The organism is Methyloceanibacter sp. (assembly GCF_050728395.1).
In the GTDB taxonomy this organism is placed as follows: Bacteria; Pseudomonadota; Alphaproteobacteria; order Rhizobiales; family Methyloligellaceae; genus Methyloceanibacter.
In genome coordinates this window covers 45235-60579 of record NZ_JBOHJB010000005.1, presented here as the reverse complement: position 1 = coordinate 60579, position 15345 = coordinate 45235, and the positions used below count along the sequence as shown (strand labels likewise).

Here is a 15345-nt window from a genome sequence, read left to right as displayed (position 1 = left end):
CAAACGCCGCTCGCCCTTGCGGTTGCCGCGCTTGCCGCGTCCATCACCGTCGCCGTCAGCTCCTTCATTGCCGGACTTGAGCACCAAGTCGCGATAATCCTCGAGGCTGCCGGCGAAGTCCTTGGCCGTCCCGCCGTCGACGAGAACGAGCCGGTCGGCAATCAGCCCGAGCAAATGGCGGTCGTGGCTGACCACGATTACCGCGCCGCCGAAGCCGGCCAGCGCCTCCACCAGCGCCTCGCGCGCTTCGATATCGAGGTGATTGGTCGGCTCGTCCAGGATCAGAATATGCGGCGCGTCGCGCGTGATCAGCGCCAGCGACAGCCGCGCCCGCTCGCCACCCGAGAGCTGGCGCACAGCGAGATTCGCCTTGTCGCCCGAGAAGCCGAAGCGACCGAGCTGGGCGCGCACCTCGCCGGGCTTCGCCTCAGGCAAGAAGCGCTCCATATGCTTTAGCGGCGTCTCGTCGGCAATCAGCTCTTCGATCTGGTGCTGGGCGAAATAGCCGACCCGCAATTTGCTGCTGGCTACAAGCGAGCCGCCCATCGGCCGGAGCTGGCCGGCAAGCAGGCGCGCCAAGGTGGTCTTGCCGTTGCCGTTGCGTCCGACCAGCGCGATGCGGTCGTCCGGGTCGATGCGCAAATCGAGCCGCGATAGAACGCTGGTATTCGCCACATATCCCGCCGAGGCGTCATCGAGCACGATCAGCGGAGGGCGCAGTTCTTTCGGACTCGGAAAATCGAAAACCACCGAGGCGTCCTGTGAGACATCGGCGACCGGCTGCAACTTGGCGAGCGCCTTCAATCGGCTCTGCGCCTGCCGGGCGGTGTGCGCCTTGTAGCGCCAGCGATCCACATAGGCTTGCAGCTTCTTGGCCTTGGCTTCCTGCGCGGCGCGCGCGGCTTCAGTTTGCGCCTCGCGCTCGCGCCGCAGCCGCGCGAAGGAATCATAATTGCCGGGATAGAGCGATAACGCGCCCCGATTGACATGCAGGATGTGGTCGGGGACGCTGTTCAACAGATCGCGCTCGTGACTTACTACGATGAGGCTAGCGCGATAGTTCTTGAGGAAGGCTTCGAGCCATAGGGCCGCCTCGAGATCGAGATGGTTCGACGGCTCGTCGAGCAGCAGCAGGTCGGGCTCGGAGAACAGCAGCGCCGCAAGCGCCACCCGCATGCGCCAGCCGCCGGAAAACGTGTCGAGCGGCCGATGTTGCGCCCCCTCGTCGAAACCAAGGCCGGCAAGAATGCGCGCGGCCCGGGCCGGTGCACCGTGGGCATCGATCGCATTCAACCGCTCGTGGATCTCACCGATGCGATGCGGGTCGGATGCATGCTCGGCCTCAGCGAGCAGACGTGACCGCTCGGTCGCCGCGGCGAGCACGGTGTCGAAGGGCGTGCCGGAGCCTCCCGGCGCTTCCTGCGCCACGTAGCCGATCCGTGTGCCCGACGGCGTTTCGATCGATCCATCGTCGGGCTCATAGATCCCGGCGATCAGCTTCAACAGGCTCGATTTTCCGGCACCGTTGCGGCCGACCAGGCCGACGCGGCTCTTCGGCGGCAGCGCGGCGTACGCTCGATCGAGAATGAGGTGGCCGCCAAGACGCAGCGTGATGCCATCGATGGTGAGCATGGGCGCGGACCTTACAGCGCCACGGCTCCCATCGCCCAGACCATATTTCGTCCGCCGATCCGCCGAGTTTCCGCCGTTGTTAACGCTGCCACACGAAAGCCGGCTCGCCTTCGACAAAAGAACAAAATCGAACGTGAAGCGTTTCCCTCGCAACGCACCTCAATAGATAGGGGATCATCAATGACTCGAATCGCGCTTGTGCTCGCGAGCCTCATGCTGCTCGCAACCGCCGCTCGTGCCGAGCAGCAGGTTCGTGCCGCCTGGTACGGCAACGAGCTTCGCGGTCATCGCACCGCGTCAGGTGAAATGTTCAATCCGGATGGATTGACTGCGGCACACAAATCTCTGCCTTTTGGCACGTGCCTTGTGGTCGGCAATCCAAAGACCGGCAAGAGTATTGCGGTTCGCGTCAACGATCGCGGCCCCTATACTCCGGGCCTTGCGCTCGACCTGTCATCGGGAGCGGCGCGCGCCATTGGCATGCGGTCGAGCGAAAGCGTGACGATGCGGCGGTGCTAGCCGTCGCGGCGCGCCGAACACTCCACCCGCGATGCACGGCTCGTCACAGGGCGAGCCTCATCCTTGTCCTTCTTCTCAGGATCAGCGGAAGGCGTGGAGGGCCTGTAAGGCATGGCGAATCCGTTTGCGGTGGCAACCGCACACATGACGTGAGTGGATTGATCCCTCATTGGTCGTTTCCCCTTTTTCTTGGTTCGGGATCTAAACGCCGGGCGGGAAGAGAGGTTCCCGCCGGCGGGACGATCAAAAGAGAGAGAATCCAAGGTCCATCACGCCTCCGACGATCAGCGCCAGGCAGATCAGGACCACGACCAGCAGAATTGCCAAGACGATGGCCATGGGCTTCCACGGCACCGCTTGGCGAGGTCCTTGCTCCACCCGGCGCTAAGCCCCTTCGCCTGCCGAGCAGAAGCTCTTCCAGTCCTGCTCGGTCGCGTTGGCCATGGCCTGGGCTGCGTCATGCAGCCAACCAGGCTTCCGTTCGCTGAGATCGCGCAACACCTCCTCGCTCGCACCGGCAGTCGCAAGATGCAGATTGGCCGTCTCCGCGCCCATGGCCTTGAGGATCTCTTTCTCGTTGCGATGCTTGGGAAATTGGGTGAGCTCGATTCTGCCGCAATGAGGACCGAGCCTCCGCACCACCCACCCATCCTTGACGACGTAATAGGGATCGCGTTGCCGCACCGCGCGCTTCAGAAGCTGCACCGCGAAAGCGTGGTCCTTCGGCCGGCCGTTTGCCCAGCCCCAGGCTGACGGCAGCCATGCCTTCGCCTCGCGCGCGGCCAAGCCGCCATTGCATTCGGCGACCGCCACGTAGCGCGGACGGCCGAGGCTGCCTACCCCGGCGATGCGGGAGAAGAACAGCGTCTCCGCCGCGCCGTCCGGCAGCCACGCGTCCAGCAGCTTCTGAATGCGCTTGGGTGGCACAACGCTCGAAAGGTTGACGAGCTTTCCCCAGAACTTCACCGGATCGCGCTCGGCGCCCAAGGCCATCTCGCGCAAATTCGGATGGCTCTCTTCGAGCACGAACGGGCCGCCGCCGGATTCGAGCGAGGCGGCGTAACCTTGCAGCACTGCGTCTGCAGCGTCGCCGTCCGCAATGGCGAGATCATTCTCGCGCTTGGCGAATATGGCGCTAGTGACCAGCCGCACGAGATCAACGGCATAAGGCATGCGGGAAACTTCGTCGAAATCGTTGACGCCCCAAATGAGCCTGCCTTCGGTGTCGCGCCAGGTGCCAAAATTCTCCACATGAAGATCGCCGACCGCGAGCAGACGCGGCGCCTTGGCGAGGTCAGGAACCGTCTCCGGCCACAACGCCGCCCAGCGATAGAAGGTGCCGCGCAGAAACACGAATACTGAGCCGCGCATCAGCTTGTGCTTCAGCGTGAGGTCCGATTCGACGACGTCGACGTTCTTGCGGAGCCAACGCTCATAGGCTTGCGTGGCCGCGATAACCGGCGTGACGCCGCTTGCGGCCTTGCTATCCATCGATGCGCATGCCGATGATGGCGATCGCCTGCTGATAGACGCCTGCGGCGTTCCATCCCTGGATCGCGGCAAAATTCGGCTGGCCCGGCTGATAACCGGCGCCACGCACCCAGCCGTGGCCCTTAAGGAAATTGGCGGTGGAGGCGAGCGCATCGGCCTTGGCATTGAGATTCACGCCACCATTGCCTTCGCCGTCGGTGCCGTAGAGCAGGATGTTCTTGGGCAGGAATTGCGTCTGTCCGACCTCGCCATGCATGGCGCCGCGGGTCGATGCGCTGAGCGTGCCGCGGTCGACGAGCGTCAGCGCCGCGTAGAGCTGCTCGGTGAAATATTCAGGCCGCCGGCAGTCATAGGCGAGCGTGGCCACCGCCGACAGCGTATTCGCATTGCCCGTGAAGTTGCCGAAGCCGGTCTCCATCCCCCAGATGGCGAGCAGAGGTCCGGGCGGCACGCCGTAGCGCTTCTCGATATTGGCGAAGAGCGCGGCATTGGCCGCCTTGAGCGACCTGCCCTTGGCCACGATCCCCGCGGCTCCGCGCTTCGCCATGAAGGCATCGAGCGAGAGCTTGAAGCTCTTCTGGCCCCGGTCGGCCCTGATGGTGCCGACCGAATAGGTCGTGCCCATAAGCGCGGAAATTGCCTTCTGCCCGATGCCTCGCGCTGCGGCCTCCTGGGCGAAGACCCGTTTCCAGCTTTCAAATCCCGTGCTGTTGTTGCCGCATGGCGCGGCCTGTACCGAACAGTTCATCACCGCGAACGTTACGGCAAACGCCGCCGCTCCGCGAAGGTACGTCTTCACCATTAAGATCCCCCCGAGTTACGCCTCTACCAGCAACGCCGATCTTTTCACCGGGCCGTCCCTACCTAAGCTCGATCTTGTCAATTCTATCGTCGCTGTCGCGAACCCGACACTGCAAACTTTGCTGTTACGCCTCAGCCGACGTGTCTGATTTCTCAACGAATTTCGATGCCCAACCCTCAGCGCTTGAGGAAGCCGCCGATAATGCTGCGAAACACCGAGCGGCCGAGCGATTCGCCGGTCTTTCCGCCGATGCTCTTGCCGATGGCTGCACCGATTTCGTCCCCGGTGCGGCGCGTCATCTCGCGAGCGACCTTCTGGCCGCCCGTGAGTCGCCGGCGTGATCCGGTGCCGAGAATCCAATCGAACATGCCGCCGCCGCTGTCCTCCTTTGCCGTCCCCGCTTTTTGCACATCGGGCTTGGAGTCCTGCGTGGCCACCTCGTCCTCGGCGCGCTTCTCAAGAATCTCGGAGGCCGACTCGCGCTCGAGGCGCTTGTCGTAGACACCGGCAACTGGGCTCTCGGCGATGATCGCCTTGCGCTCGGCATCGGTGATCGGACCGACGCGCGAGTTTGGCGGATGGATCAGCGTGCGCTCGACCACGGTTGGCTGGCCCTTGGCGTCGAGCGTGGAGACCAAAGCTTCGCCGACGCCAAGCTCCATGATCGCCTTTTCGGTATTGAAGGCAGGGTTGGCACGAAAGGTCGTCGCCGCCGCCTTCACCGCCTTCTGTTCCAACGGCGTGAAGGCGCGAAGCGCGTGCTGCACGCGGTTGCCGAGCTGGCTCGACACGGTGTCTGGTACATCGAGCGGGTTCTGCGTCACGAAATAGACGCCGACGCCTTTCGACCTGATCAAGCGAACCACCTGCTCGACCTTTTGCAGCAGCGCCTTCGGCGCATCCTTGAACAGGAGATGCGCCTCGTCGAAGAAGAATACGAGCTTGGGTTTCTCGGGGTCGCCCACCTCGGGCAACTTCTCGAACAGCTCCGACAGCAGGAACAGCAGGAAGGTCGCGTAGAGGCGCGGCGAGTCCATCAGCTTTTGCGCAGCAAGAATGCCGATATAGCCCTGGCCCTCGGGGTTCGTCCGCATCAAATCCTCGATGTCGAGCACGGGCTCGCCGAAGAAATGCGCGCCGCCCTGCTGCTCGAGCACCAGCAGCGAACGCTGGATCGAGCCGACCGAGGCCTTGGTGATGTTGCCGTATTTCGTGGTGAGCGTGTCGGCGCGCGCCGCCAAGTTCTCGAGCAGCGCCTGCAGGTCCTTTAGATCGATAAGCGCAAGCTTCTCTTCCTCGGCAATCTTGAAGGCGATATTGAGCACGCCTTCCTGCGCCTCGCTCAGATCCATGAGGCGCGACAGCAGCAGCGGCCCCATCTCGGAGATCGTGGACCTGATCGGTGTGCCCTGCTCGCCGAATAGGTCCCAAAAGATCACAGGGTATCCTTTGAATTCGTTCTTGAAGCCGATCTCCTTGGCGCGCGCCTCGATCCATGGTTTCGCTTCGCCCGCCTCGGCGAGGCCTGAGAGATCGCTCTTCACGTCGGCGCAGAACACCGCAACGCCCTGGTCGGAGAAACCTTCGGCGAGCCCCTGTAAAGTGACCGTCTTGCCGGTGCCGGTGGCGCCGGTGATCAGGCCATGGCGGTTGGCGAGGCGCAGGTAGATGAATTCAGGCTTGACGCTCTTGCCGAGATAGACGCTGTCGGTTGGCGCCATTTCGCCGGCATCGCCGGACGGCGCATCCTCCGTCGTCGCCGCTTTGCGCTTGGCCATGGCTTCTCCTCCCTCGCTGCTTGCCAGCACTCTAGCGAGGCCGGAGGCGTCCGCAAAGGTGGCGTCTTGGCCGATATGTCTCAGGCCTTGCGCGCTTTCTTGGGCCTTTGGCTTCGTGCTAGGAGGAGACTGAAGGGGCTAAAGCTAGGACGACAATGGCTGAAATATCCTTGGCGCGCGACTTTCCGGCGAGCAGCGAGGCTGACTGGCAGGCACTGGTCAAAGAGGCGCTGAAGGGCGCGCCGCTCACCTCGCTCGGCTCAACCAGCTATGACGGTATCGTCATTGAGCCGCTTTATGCGCGCGCGAAAGACGGACGCGTCATTCCCGGCCGCACGCCCGGCGAGGCTTGGGCGGTGATGCAGCGCATCGATCTGCCCGACGCTGAAGCCGCCAACGCGCAGATCATGGACGATCTGAACAACGCCGCGAGCGGCATCGTGCTCGTGTTTGACGGCGCCGTCGGCGATTACGGCTATGCCCTCCCCGCCACGGAAGCAGCCATCGAGGCGTCGCTCAACGGCGTTCACCTCGATTGGGGCATTCCGCTCGAGCTCGATTTCGGTCCGCCGTCGCGTCAAGCGGCCGTCATCGTGGCGAATTATGTAAAGGCGAAGGGACTTTCGCCTTCCGCGGTCAGCATCCGCTTCACCTTCGATCCCTTCGGCGCGATGGCGACACGTGGGGTGGCGCCCAAGCCTTGGAGCGAGCTTGCACCTGAGGTGTCCGGCCTCATCGCCAATCTTGTGTCGCAAGGCTTCACCGGTCCTTTCTGCGCCGGCGACGGCAGGCCGGTACACGCCGCTGGCGGCTCCGAAGCGCAAGAGCTTGCCTTTGCGCTTGCCAATGCCGTCGCTTATTTGCGCGCGCTTGAGGCTCAAGGCATGTCGCTCGAGGACGCGCGCCGCTTGATCTTCTTCCGTCTCGCCGCCGACCAGGATCAGTTCCTCACCATCGCCAAATTCCGGGCGATGCGGAAACTCTGGACGCGCATCGAGGAGGTCTGTGGGCTCGCGCCCTCGCCTGCCTGCGTCGTGGGTGAGACGGCATGGCGCATGATGACCAGGCGCGACCCGCATGGAAACATCGTGCGCGGCACCATTGCAGCGCTGGCCGCCGCCGTTGGCGGCGCCGACGCGATCACCGTTCTGCCGTTCAGCGCGGCACTCGGGATTCCCGATGCGTTTGCCCGGCGCATCGCCCGCAACACACAGACCATTCTCATCGAGGAAGCCAATCTGCACCGTGTCGCCGATGCTGCCGCGGGCTCAGGGGCCATCGAATCTCTCACCGAGCAGCTCTGCGAAAAGGCCTGGGCGTTGTTTCAGGAGATCGAGCGCTTGGGCGGTTCCTTCGAGGCGCTAAAGGCCGGGTTGATCCAGAAGGCGGTTGCCAAGGTGCGGGCCGAACGCGAGGCCAATATCGCAAGCCGGAAGGACCCGGTGATTGGCAGCAGCGACTTCCCCGATCTTGGCGAGGAGCCGGTGGCCGCGCTCGGCGCTCCAAAGTCTTCCACACCCGGCGCGGCTGGAGGGCAACCCATCGAGCCGCTCGCCCGCTTCCGCCTCGCCGAGCCGTTCGAGCGCCTGCGCGACCTGAGCGACGCCTATCTCGCCCGCACCGGCCAACGTCCCAAGGTGTTCCTTGCCTGCCTAGGCCGCGCCTCAGACTTCGCCGCACGCGCGAGCTTCGCCAAGAGCCTGTTCGAGGCCGGCGGCATCGAGGCGGCGGAAGGAAGCGGCGACAATCTGATGAAACGATTCGAAGATTCAGGGGCGAGGCTCGCCTGCCTCTGCTCATCGGATAGGGTTTACGCGAGCGAGGCTGTCAGTGCGGCGAGCGCGCTCGCCGCTTCCGGTGCAACTCACATCTATCTGGCAGGCAAGCCAGGAGATCGCAAGAAGGATTGGGAAGCTGCCGGGATTGGACCATTCCTTTATCAAGGCTGTGATACGCTTGGGTTATTGCAGGATGCTTATGAGAGACTGGGCGCATGACCCGCATGCCCGCCTTCACTGATATCGCCTTCGACGCCCGCAAAGGCAGCGCGACAATGTCGAGCGGGGCTGCGCCCTGGCAGACGCCCGAAGGCATTGCCGTGAAGCCCGTCTACGGGCCTGAGGACATCGCACGGCTCGACTTCCTCGACGGGCTGCCCGGTATCGCGCCTTATCTCCGCGGTCCCTACCCCACCATGTACGTGCAGCGTCCCTGGACCGTCCGCCAATATTCCGGCTTCTCAACGGCAGAGGACTCCAACGCCTTCTATCGGCGCAATCTCGCCGCCGGCCAGCAGGGCGTATCCATCGCCTTCGATCTTGCCACCCATCGCGGCTACGACTCCGACCACCCGCGCGTGACCGGCGATGTCGGCATGGCCGGCGTCGCCATCGATTCGATCTACGACATGCGCACGCTGTTCGACCACATCCCGCTCGATAAGGTGTCGGTGTCGATGACCATGAACGGCGCCGTGCTGCCGGTGCTCGCGCTCTTCATCGTCGCCGGCGAGGAGCAAGGCGTGCCGCCAGAGGAGCTGTCCGGCACCATTCAGAACGACATCCTGAAAGAGTTCATGGTGCGGAACACTTATATCTATCCGCCAGCACCCTCGATGCGCATCGTCTCGGACATCTTCGCCTATACCTCGAAGAAGATGCCGAAGTTCAATTCGATCTCGATCTCCGGCTATCACATGCAGGAGGCAGGTGCTACCGCCGACCTCGAGCTCGGCTACACGCTTGCCGACGGCATCGAATATGTGCGCGCCGGCGTCAAAGCCGGCATGGACGTCGACAGTTTCGCGCCGCGACTCTCCTTCTTCTGGGCGATCGGCATGAATTTCTTCATGGAGATCGCCAAGATGCGCGCCGGCCGTCTGCTCTGGGCCAAGCTGATGGCCGAGGAGTTCAAGCCGAAGGACCCGCGCTCGCTCGCGCTCCGCACCCACTGCCAGACGAGCGGCTGGAGCCTCGCTGCCCAGGACGTGTTCAACAATGTGGTGCGCACCTGCGTGGAGGCCATGGCAGCCACGCAAGGACACACCCAGTCGCTGCACACCAATGCCTTGGATGAAGCCTTGGCCTTGCCGACCGATTTTTCCGCCCGCATCGCCCGCAACACCCAGCTCATGCTGCAGGTGGAATCGGGCACGACCCGCATCATCGATCCGTGGGGCGGCAGCTTCTATGTCGAGCGGCTGACCCATGACCTTGCCGCCCGCGCGCTGAAGCACATCGAGGAAGTCGAGAAGTTCGGTGGCATGGCGCGCGCCATCGAAGCCGGCATCCCCAAGCGCATGATCGAGCAGGCGGCGACGGCAACCCAAGGCCGCATCGACTCGGGCCGCCAGACCATCGTCGGCGTGAACAAGTATCGGCAGGACAGCGATGCCGAGATCGCTATTCTCAAGGTCGATAACCGTTCCGTCCGCCGCCAGCAGCTCGACAAGCTCGAGCGGCTCAAAGCCGAGCGAAACGAGGCGGAGGTGCAACAGGCTCTTGACGCGCTCACCGAATGCGCCAAGACAGGCAAAGGCAACCTTCTCGAAGGCGCCGTTCGCGCCGCCCGGGCCAAGGCCACCGTCGGCGAGATATCGTATGCGCTGGAGAAGGTGTTCGGCCGCCACCGTGCCGAGGTTTCGGCGGTGACCGGAGTCTACAAGGCGGAGATGGGGCGCATGGATGGAAGCCTGACCCGCGTCAAGGCGTTGATCGACAGCTTCGAGCATGGCCACGGAAGGAGGCCGCGCATCCTGGTGGCCAAGATGGGCCAAGACGGCCACGACCGCGGGCAGAAGGTCATCGCATCCGCCTTTGCGGATCTCGGCTTCGACGTCGATATCGGTCCGCTGTTTCAAACGCCCGAGGAAGCCGCCCGTCAGGCAGTGGAGAATGACGTTCATATCGTCGGCGTATCGTCGCTTGCCGCCGGCCACCTGACGCTTGTGCCGGCGCTGCGCGAGGCCCTCGAAACGCTGGGCCGCGGCGACATCATGGTGGTGGTCGGCGGCGTCATCCCGCCTCAGGATTATCCGGCTCTTTACGCGGCAGGCGCCAAGGCCATCTTCGGCCCAGGCACCCCCATCGCCGAGGCGGCAATCGATCTCCTGCAAAAGCTTGGCGCGGATGGCGGCGACAAGGCTAAGCAGGCGGCGGAATAAGCCTGGATCGATATGACCGTCAATGGCGTTGCTGGAACTCAAGGACTCCCCGTAGCCGGCCGCTTCGCGACACTCTCCAAGGATATTTTCGCCGGCCTCGTCACCAGCATCATGTCGGTGGCCTACGGCCTGTCTTTTGCGGCGCTGATCTTCGCCCCGCCGCTGACGCCCTGGATCGCCTACGGCATCGCCGCGACCTTTGTGACCACGGCAATCAGCGCCGCCATCGTAGCCGTGCGCAGCTCGTTACCCTTCGCCATCGCCGGACCCGATGGCGCCACCGCGGCGGTCACCGCATCGCTGGTGGCGGCGCTCATCGAGCGCCTCACTAACGCTGGAATGCCGGATGATCTGCTCGCTCCGGTGATGATCGTGTTGGCGATCGTGACCGCCCTGACCGGACTTCTGCTCTGCGGGCTTGGCCTCGCGCGTGCAGGCGCCGCCATCCGCTTTGTCCCCTACCCCGTGATCGGAGGGTTTCTCGGCGCCACCGGCTGGCTGATGATCAGCGGCGCTGTGCGTGTGATCACCGACCACCGGTTGGGCTTTGCCACACTGGAAACCCTGATCGAGCCTCCCACTTTGGCAAAGCTCGCAGCCGGCGGCGCCGTGGCGCTTGCTCTCTACCTCGCCTTGCGCCGCACCCGGAGTCCCTTCGTCTTGCCGGCCATCCTGCTCGCGGGTATTGCCGCGGCCCATCTCGTCTTTGCCCTGACCGGCGTCACGCTTGCCGAGGCCAGGGCCGAAGGCTGGATGTTCAAGGCTCCGGCGGCGGTCGGGCTGACACGGACCTGGGACCTGAGCGATCTCCGCATGTTTCCTTGGCAGGCGCTGCCGGCGCTGAGCGGCGACATCCTCGCCGTCATGTTCGTCACCGCCATCACCATGCTGCTCAACACCACCGGCATTGAATTCATTACCCGCCGGGAGGCGAACTTGCAGCGTGAGTTGACGACGCTCGGCATCGCCAATCTGGGCGCCGCGGTGCTCGGCGGTTATGTCAGCTGCATTTCGCTGAGCCGAACCACGGTGAACTATGCCGCGGGGGGCCGCGGGCGCCTGTGCGGCATGGTCGTGGCGACCGTCTCGGCTTTGGTGCTCACGGCCGATCCCGGCTTTCTCGCCTATGTGCCGCGATACGTGCTGGGAGGGCTCCTGCTCTATCTCGGCACTCAATTGATCTATGGCTGGCTCGTCGACTCGGCGCGCCGCATTTCGCTGCTCGAATATGCCTCGCTGCTCGCCATTGCTTTGCTCATCATCCAAATCGGCTTTATCGCTGGCGTGCTGATCGGCGTGATCATCGGCTGCGCCACCTTCGCTGTCAGCGCGAGCCGGGTGAATGCCGTCAAATTCAGTTTCGATGGCTCCGAATACCGATCCTCGCTCGACCGTGGGCCAAGCGAGCTGAGAATTCTTGCGGACCACGGCCGCGAGATCCAAGGCATGAGTCTGCAGAGCTATCTCTTCTTCGGCTCGGCCAACCGCCTCTACCAGCAGGTCAAGGAACTGTTTGCGCAATGGCCCGACACCCGCTTCGTCTTGTTCGACTTTCGTCTGGTGACCGGTATCGATTCCTCAGCCATGCATAGCTTCACTCAGATCAAGCGCGCCGCCGACGATATTGGCGCCCGCCTCGTGTTCGTGAATCTGTCGCCGGAGCTCATCTCCGCGTTCCGCAACCGTGAATTCATCTCTGGCGACGTCATCCTGGCGGACGATCTCGATCACGCCTTGGAGACCTGCGAAAAAGCGGTCATTGCCGCCCATTCGGCGAAGGATGCGCAAGGACGAAGCTTGCGCGAATGGTTCAAGCAAGCGCTCGGCAGTGCCGAATACGCCGAGCAGCTCACCGACTATTGCCAGCGGCTCGAGGTGCGCCAAAACGACATCATCGCCTCGCAAGGCGACCCCGCCGATTGCATGCATTTCATTGTCGAAGGGCGCGTCGGCATCATGGTCCAGTTCGACGACGGACGCTCCGTCCGCGTGCGCAGCCTCGGGCCGCACACCACGATCGGCGAGATGGGGCTCATCACCCGGCAGGTGCGTAGCGCCGCTATTCAGGCCGAGCTGGACAGCGTGCTCTATGCCCTCAGCTTCGAGGCTTATGAGCGCCTCAAATCCGAGAACCGCCCGCTGCACCAGGCTCTGCTCGGCTATGTGGTCACGGTGATGGCCGAGCGCTTGAGCTTCGCCAGCAAGGTGATTGGCGTGCTGCGCCGCTGATTATGCATCTTGCGCTCCGGCGGCTTTCCCCTTAACGCCGCATTCCATGAGCGCCAAGCACGCCTCCCGAAGCGATCTGGACGACGCGGCCAAGGCTGTCGTCGGCGGAGACCGCGTGGCGCTCGGCCGCGCCATCACATTGGTCGAAAGCGCCAAGCCCGAGGACCAGGTCCGCGCCCAACGCCTGCTTGAGCACCTCCTGCCCCGCACCGGAAAGGCCATCCGCGTCGGCATCAGCGGGGTTCCCGGGGCAGGCAAATCCACCCTGATCGATCAGATCGGGCTCAACCTCGTGGCCATGGGCAAGAAGGTCGCCGTGCTCGCCGTCGATCCCACCTCGACGCGGAGCGGAGGTTCCATCCTCGGCGACAAGACGCGCATGGGGCGGCTTGCTTCGGAGCAAGGCGCCTTCATCCGTCCCTCCCCTGCCGGCGATAGCCTCGGTGGTGTCACCAAGACGACGCGCGAGACCATCGCCCTTGTCGAGGCGGCCGGCTACGACGTGGTTCTGGTGGAGACCGTCGGTGTCGGCCAATCGGAAACCGCCGTCTCCAACATGGTCGACGTCTTTGTGGTGGTGGGAATTCCAGGCGCCGGCGATGAACTGCAAGGCATCAAGCGCGGGCTGCTCGAGCTCGCCGACGTCATCGCCGTCAACAAGGCCGACGGCGATCAGGTGGAGCGCGCCAATCGCGCCGCCATGGAATACCGCACCGCGCTGCACATCCTTGCCGCCGGCAATCCGAACTGGTCTCCCGAAGTGCTGACCGTCTCGGCAAGAGACAACACCGGGCTTGATGCGTTGTGGACCAAGGTCGAGGAGCGGCATGCCGCGCTTGTGAAGTCCGGGGGGCTTCTTGCACGCCGGGCCGAGCAGGCGGTCGCGTGGATGCGCGAGATATTCGAGCAAAGGTTGCTCGCGGCGTTCAAGGGCGGCAAGGAGGTTGGCCGCCGCTGGAGCGAGATGGAGAAAAAGGTGCGCGCCGGCGAGATGACGCCGACGGCAGCGGCGGAGAAGCTCGGGCGCCTCGCCGGCATCGGCGAAGGCTAGCCGCGCCCCCGAAATTTGCTTCCCTTCGATGCTGGAGCCGGGTTAAGCCCGATATCATGGCTCGCCCGCGCGTGCTCCTCACCGGATTCGGCCCGTTCCCCGGCGCCGCCGAGAATTCGTCGGCTTGGCTCGTGGAGGAATTCGCTGGCAAGCACCAATCGTCCCGCCTGGGATGCGATCTTCATGCCGAGGTGCTGCCCACCGAATGGGCGGAAATTGCGAGGCTTGGGCCAGGATTGGTTCAGCACCACCGGCCTCGCCTGACCCTGCATTTCGGCTTGCACAAGCGCGCGCGAGGGTTCCGCATCGAGCGCTCGGCACACAATCTGATTGACCTCCGGGAGGACGCGCGCGGCGCCGTTCTCAACCGGCGCACGATCCTTGATCGATCCGACCGCCGCCTCGACACGGCAATTCCCGCCTCGCAACTCGCCAAGCATTTGCGCATGCGAGGCCTTCCGGCGGTCGCCTCCCGCTCGGCGGGAACCTATCTCTGCAACTATCTCTATTATCTCTCGCTGCACTGGGCGCGCGGGCAGAACCGGGCGTGCGACGTCTGCTTCGTGCATCTCCCGCCTGGGCCCGGCCAAGGCGGCCCCTTGAGCGAGGTGGAGCTGTTACGTGGCGCCGAGCTGATCATGCATTACCTTCTGGCCTTCGCGCTGGACCGCGACGGAGCCGAGACCTCGGGCGGCGAAATTAACCCCGGAATGCGCGTTGGCGAGCCGATGACGCGCTGAACAGGACATCATGACCGTCACCCGCCGAGAGACCATCCTTGCCGGCATCGGGCTCGGCGTTGCTTTTGCAGCCGGCTCCCAGTTCACGCGCGCCGGCTGGACAGGCCCCGGTCGCTTCAACAGCTTCGGGGTGGTGCCGTCCGGCGGCGCCACCGACCAGACGGAGATGCTGCAGAGCGCCATCGACGCCGCCGCCGGGTCAGGACTCCCTCTGTTTCTCCCGCCAGGGACCTATTCGACACGGCGATTGGAGATGAGATCAGGCTCGCATCTGACGGGCGTCCCTGGCCAATCGATCCTGCACTATCGCGGCGGCGGCGGGTTGATCGGCGTCGAGCAAGCAGCGGACATACGGCTCGATGGCCTCGTGCTCGACGGCGACGGAAGGGACATGGGCGTCGACGGCGCCCTGCTCGCCGCCACGCTGGTCGAACGGCTTCAACTCTCGAATTGCCGCTTTCTGCGCTCAGGCTCAGGCGGCATCCTCGTCTCGCGCTGCGAGGATGTGGTCATCACCAGCAACATCGTCGACAAGGCCGCGACCGGCATCGCCGTGACCAACGTCAGCCAAGGCGCGGCCCCCGCCCTCATCCTAGGGAACCTCGTCCGCAACCTGTTCTTCCGCAAAGTCGCTCTCTCCCACGGTAATGGAATTGCGATTGACGCCGACGCCGTGGTGAAGGGCAACATTGTGGAGAACGCTCCAGCTTTCGGCATTCTCATCGGCCCCGCTCGCCGAGACGTGAGCATCACGGACAATCGTATCCGCAACACCCATATCGGCATCGGCGTTGCGGCCGAGATCGCTGAGACCGCGCGGCTCGCCGGCAACCTGATTTCAAACGCTCAGAACGGCTGCATTCGTGCCATGCGCGGTCCTACCCCGATCGGGCCTGACCTTGCCGTCTGGGCCGGCGTGTTGGCCTGAGCGGGGCTGGGCC

Annotated in this window: 12 protein-coding genes; 7 read left to right on the top strand and 5 right to left on the bottom strand. The window is 64.2% G+C overall.

Annotated elements, in window-relative coordinates; genetic code table 11:
• A partial coding sequence (locus tag ACREC7_RS02105) for an ABC-F family ATP-binding cassette domain-containing protein (protein ID WP_431554033.1) occupies window positions 1-1632 on the bottom strand: 1632 nt, incomplete at its 3' end.
• 180 nt (window positions 1633-1812) lie between these two features.
• Between ACREC7_RS02105 and ACREC7_RS02100 the strand changes: the two genes are divergently transcribed.
• A complete protein-coding gene (locus ACREC7_RS02100) occupies window positions 1813-2151 on the top strand; it encodes a septal ring lytic transglycosylase RlpA family protein (RefSeq protein WP_431554032.1) in 339 nt (112 codons plus the stop codon).
• Between the two features lie 243 nt (window positions 2152-2394).
• Here the strand turns inward: ACREC7_RS02100 and ACREC7_RS02095 are convergent, their stop codons facing one another.
• From ACREC7_RS02095 to ACREC7_RS02080, 4 genes are all read right to left on the bottom strand, one after another.
• The gene (locus ACREC7_RS02095; RefSeq protein ID WP_431554031.1) at window positions 2395-2529 is read right to left on the bottom strand and encodes a hypothetical protein; all 135 of its coding nucleotides are present in this window, start codon (window positions 2527-2529) and stop codon (window positions 2395-2397) included.
• Between the two features lie 6 nt (window positions 2530-2535).
• A complete protein-coding gene (locus tag ACREC7_RS02090) occupies window positions 2536-3642 on the bottom strand; it encodes a DUF2252 family protein (protein WP_431554030.1) in 1107 nt (368 codons plus the stop codon).
• A complete protein-coding gene (locus tag ACREC7_RS02085) occupies window positions 3635-4444 on the bottom strand; it encodes a lytic murein transglycosylase (protein ID WP_431554029.1) in 810 nt (269 codons plus the stop codon). Before ACREC7_RS02085 ends, ACREC7_RS02090 begins: the two co-directional genes overlap by 8 nt.
• 176 nt (window positions 4445-4620) lie before the next feature.
• The gene (locus ACREC7_RS02080; RefSeq protein ID WP_431554028.1) at window positions 4621-6222 is read right to left on the bottom strand and encodes a helicase HerA-like domain-containing protein; all 1602 of its coding nucleotides are present in this window, start codon (window positions 6220-6222) and stop codon (window positions 4621-4623) included.
• A 155-nt stretch (window positions 6223-6377) separates the two neighbouring features.
• On the opposite strand from ACREC7_RS02080, the gene ACREC7_RS02075 reads away from it, so the two are divergent.
• The 6 genes from ACREC7_RS02075 to ACREC7_RS02050 are packed head-to-tail and all read left to right on the top strand — an operon-like array spanning window position 6378 to window position 15332.
• A complete protein-coding gene (locus ACREC7_RS02075) occupies window positions 6378-8219 on the top strand; it encodes a methylmalonyl-CoA mutase family protein (RefSeq protein ID WP_431554027.1) in 1842 nt (613 codons plus the stop codon).
• The gene (scpA, locus tag ACREC7_RS02070) at window positions 8216-10384 is read left to right on the top strand and encodes a methylmalonyl-CoA mutase (RefSeq protein ID WP_431554026.1); all 2169 of its coding nucleotides are present in this window, start codon (window positions 8216-8218) and stop codon (window positions 10382-10384) included. Before ACREC7_RS02075 ends, scpA begins: the two co-directional genes overlap by 4 nt.
• 12 nt (window positions 10385-10396) lie before the next feature.
• Window positions 10397-12613: a SulP family inorganic anion transporter gene (locus tag ACREC7_RS02065; RefSeq protein WP_431554025.1), complete on the top strand. Its 2217-nt coding sequence runs from the start codon at window positions 10397-10399 to the stop codon at window positions 12611-12613.
• A 46-nt stretch (window positions 12614-12659) separates the two neighbouring features.
• The gene (gene meaB / locus ACREC7_RS02060) at window positions 12660-13664 is read left to right on the top strand and encodes a methylmalonyl Co-A mutase-associated GTPase MeaB (RefSeq protein WP_431554024.1); all 1005 of its coding nucleotides are present in this window, start codon (window positions 12660-12662) and stop codon (window positions 13662-13664) included.
• A 56-nt stretch (window positions 13665-13720) separates the two neighbouring features.
• Window positions 13721-14404: a pyroglutamyl-peptidase I gene (locus ACREC7_RS02055; protein ID WP_431554023.1), complete on the top strand. Its 684-nt coding sequence runs from the start codon at window positions 13721-13723 to the stop codon at window positions 14402-14404.
• A gap of 10 nt (window positions 14405-14414) precedes the next feature.
• Window positions 14415-15332, top strand: coding sequence for a right-handed parallel beta-helix repeat-containing protein (locus ACREC7_RS02050; protein WP_431554022.1), 918 nt, complete (start codon window positions 14415-14417; stop codon window positions 15330-15332).
• Window positions 15333-15345 lie beyond the last annotated feature (13 nt).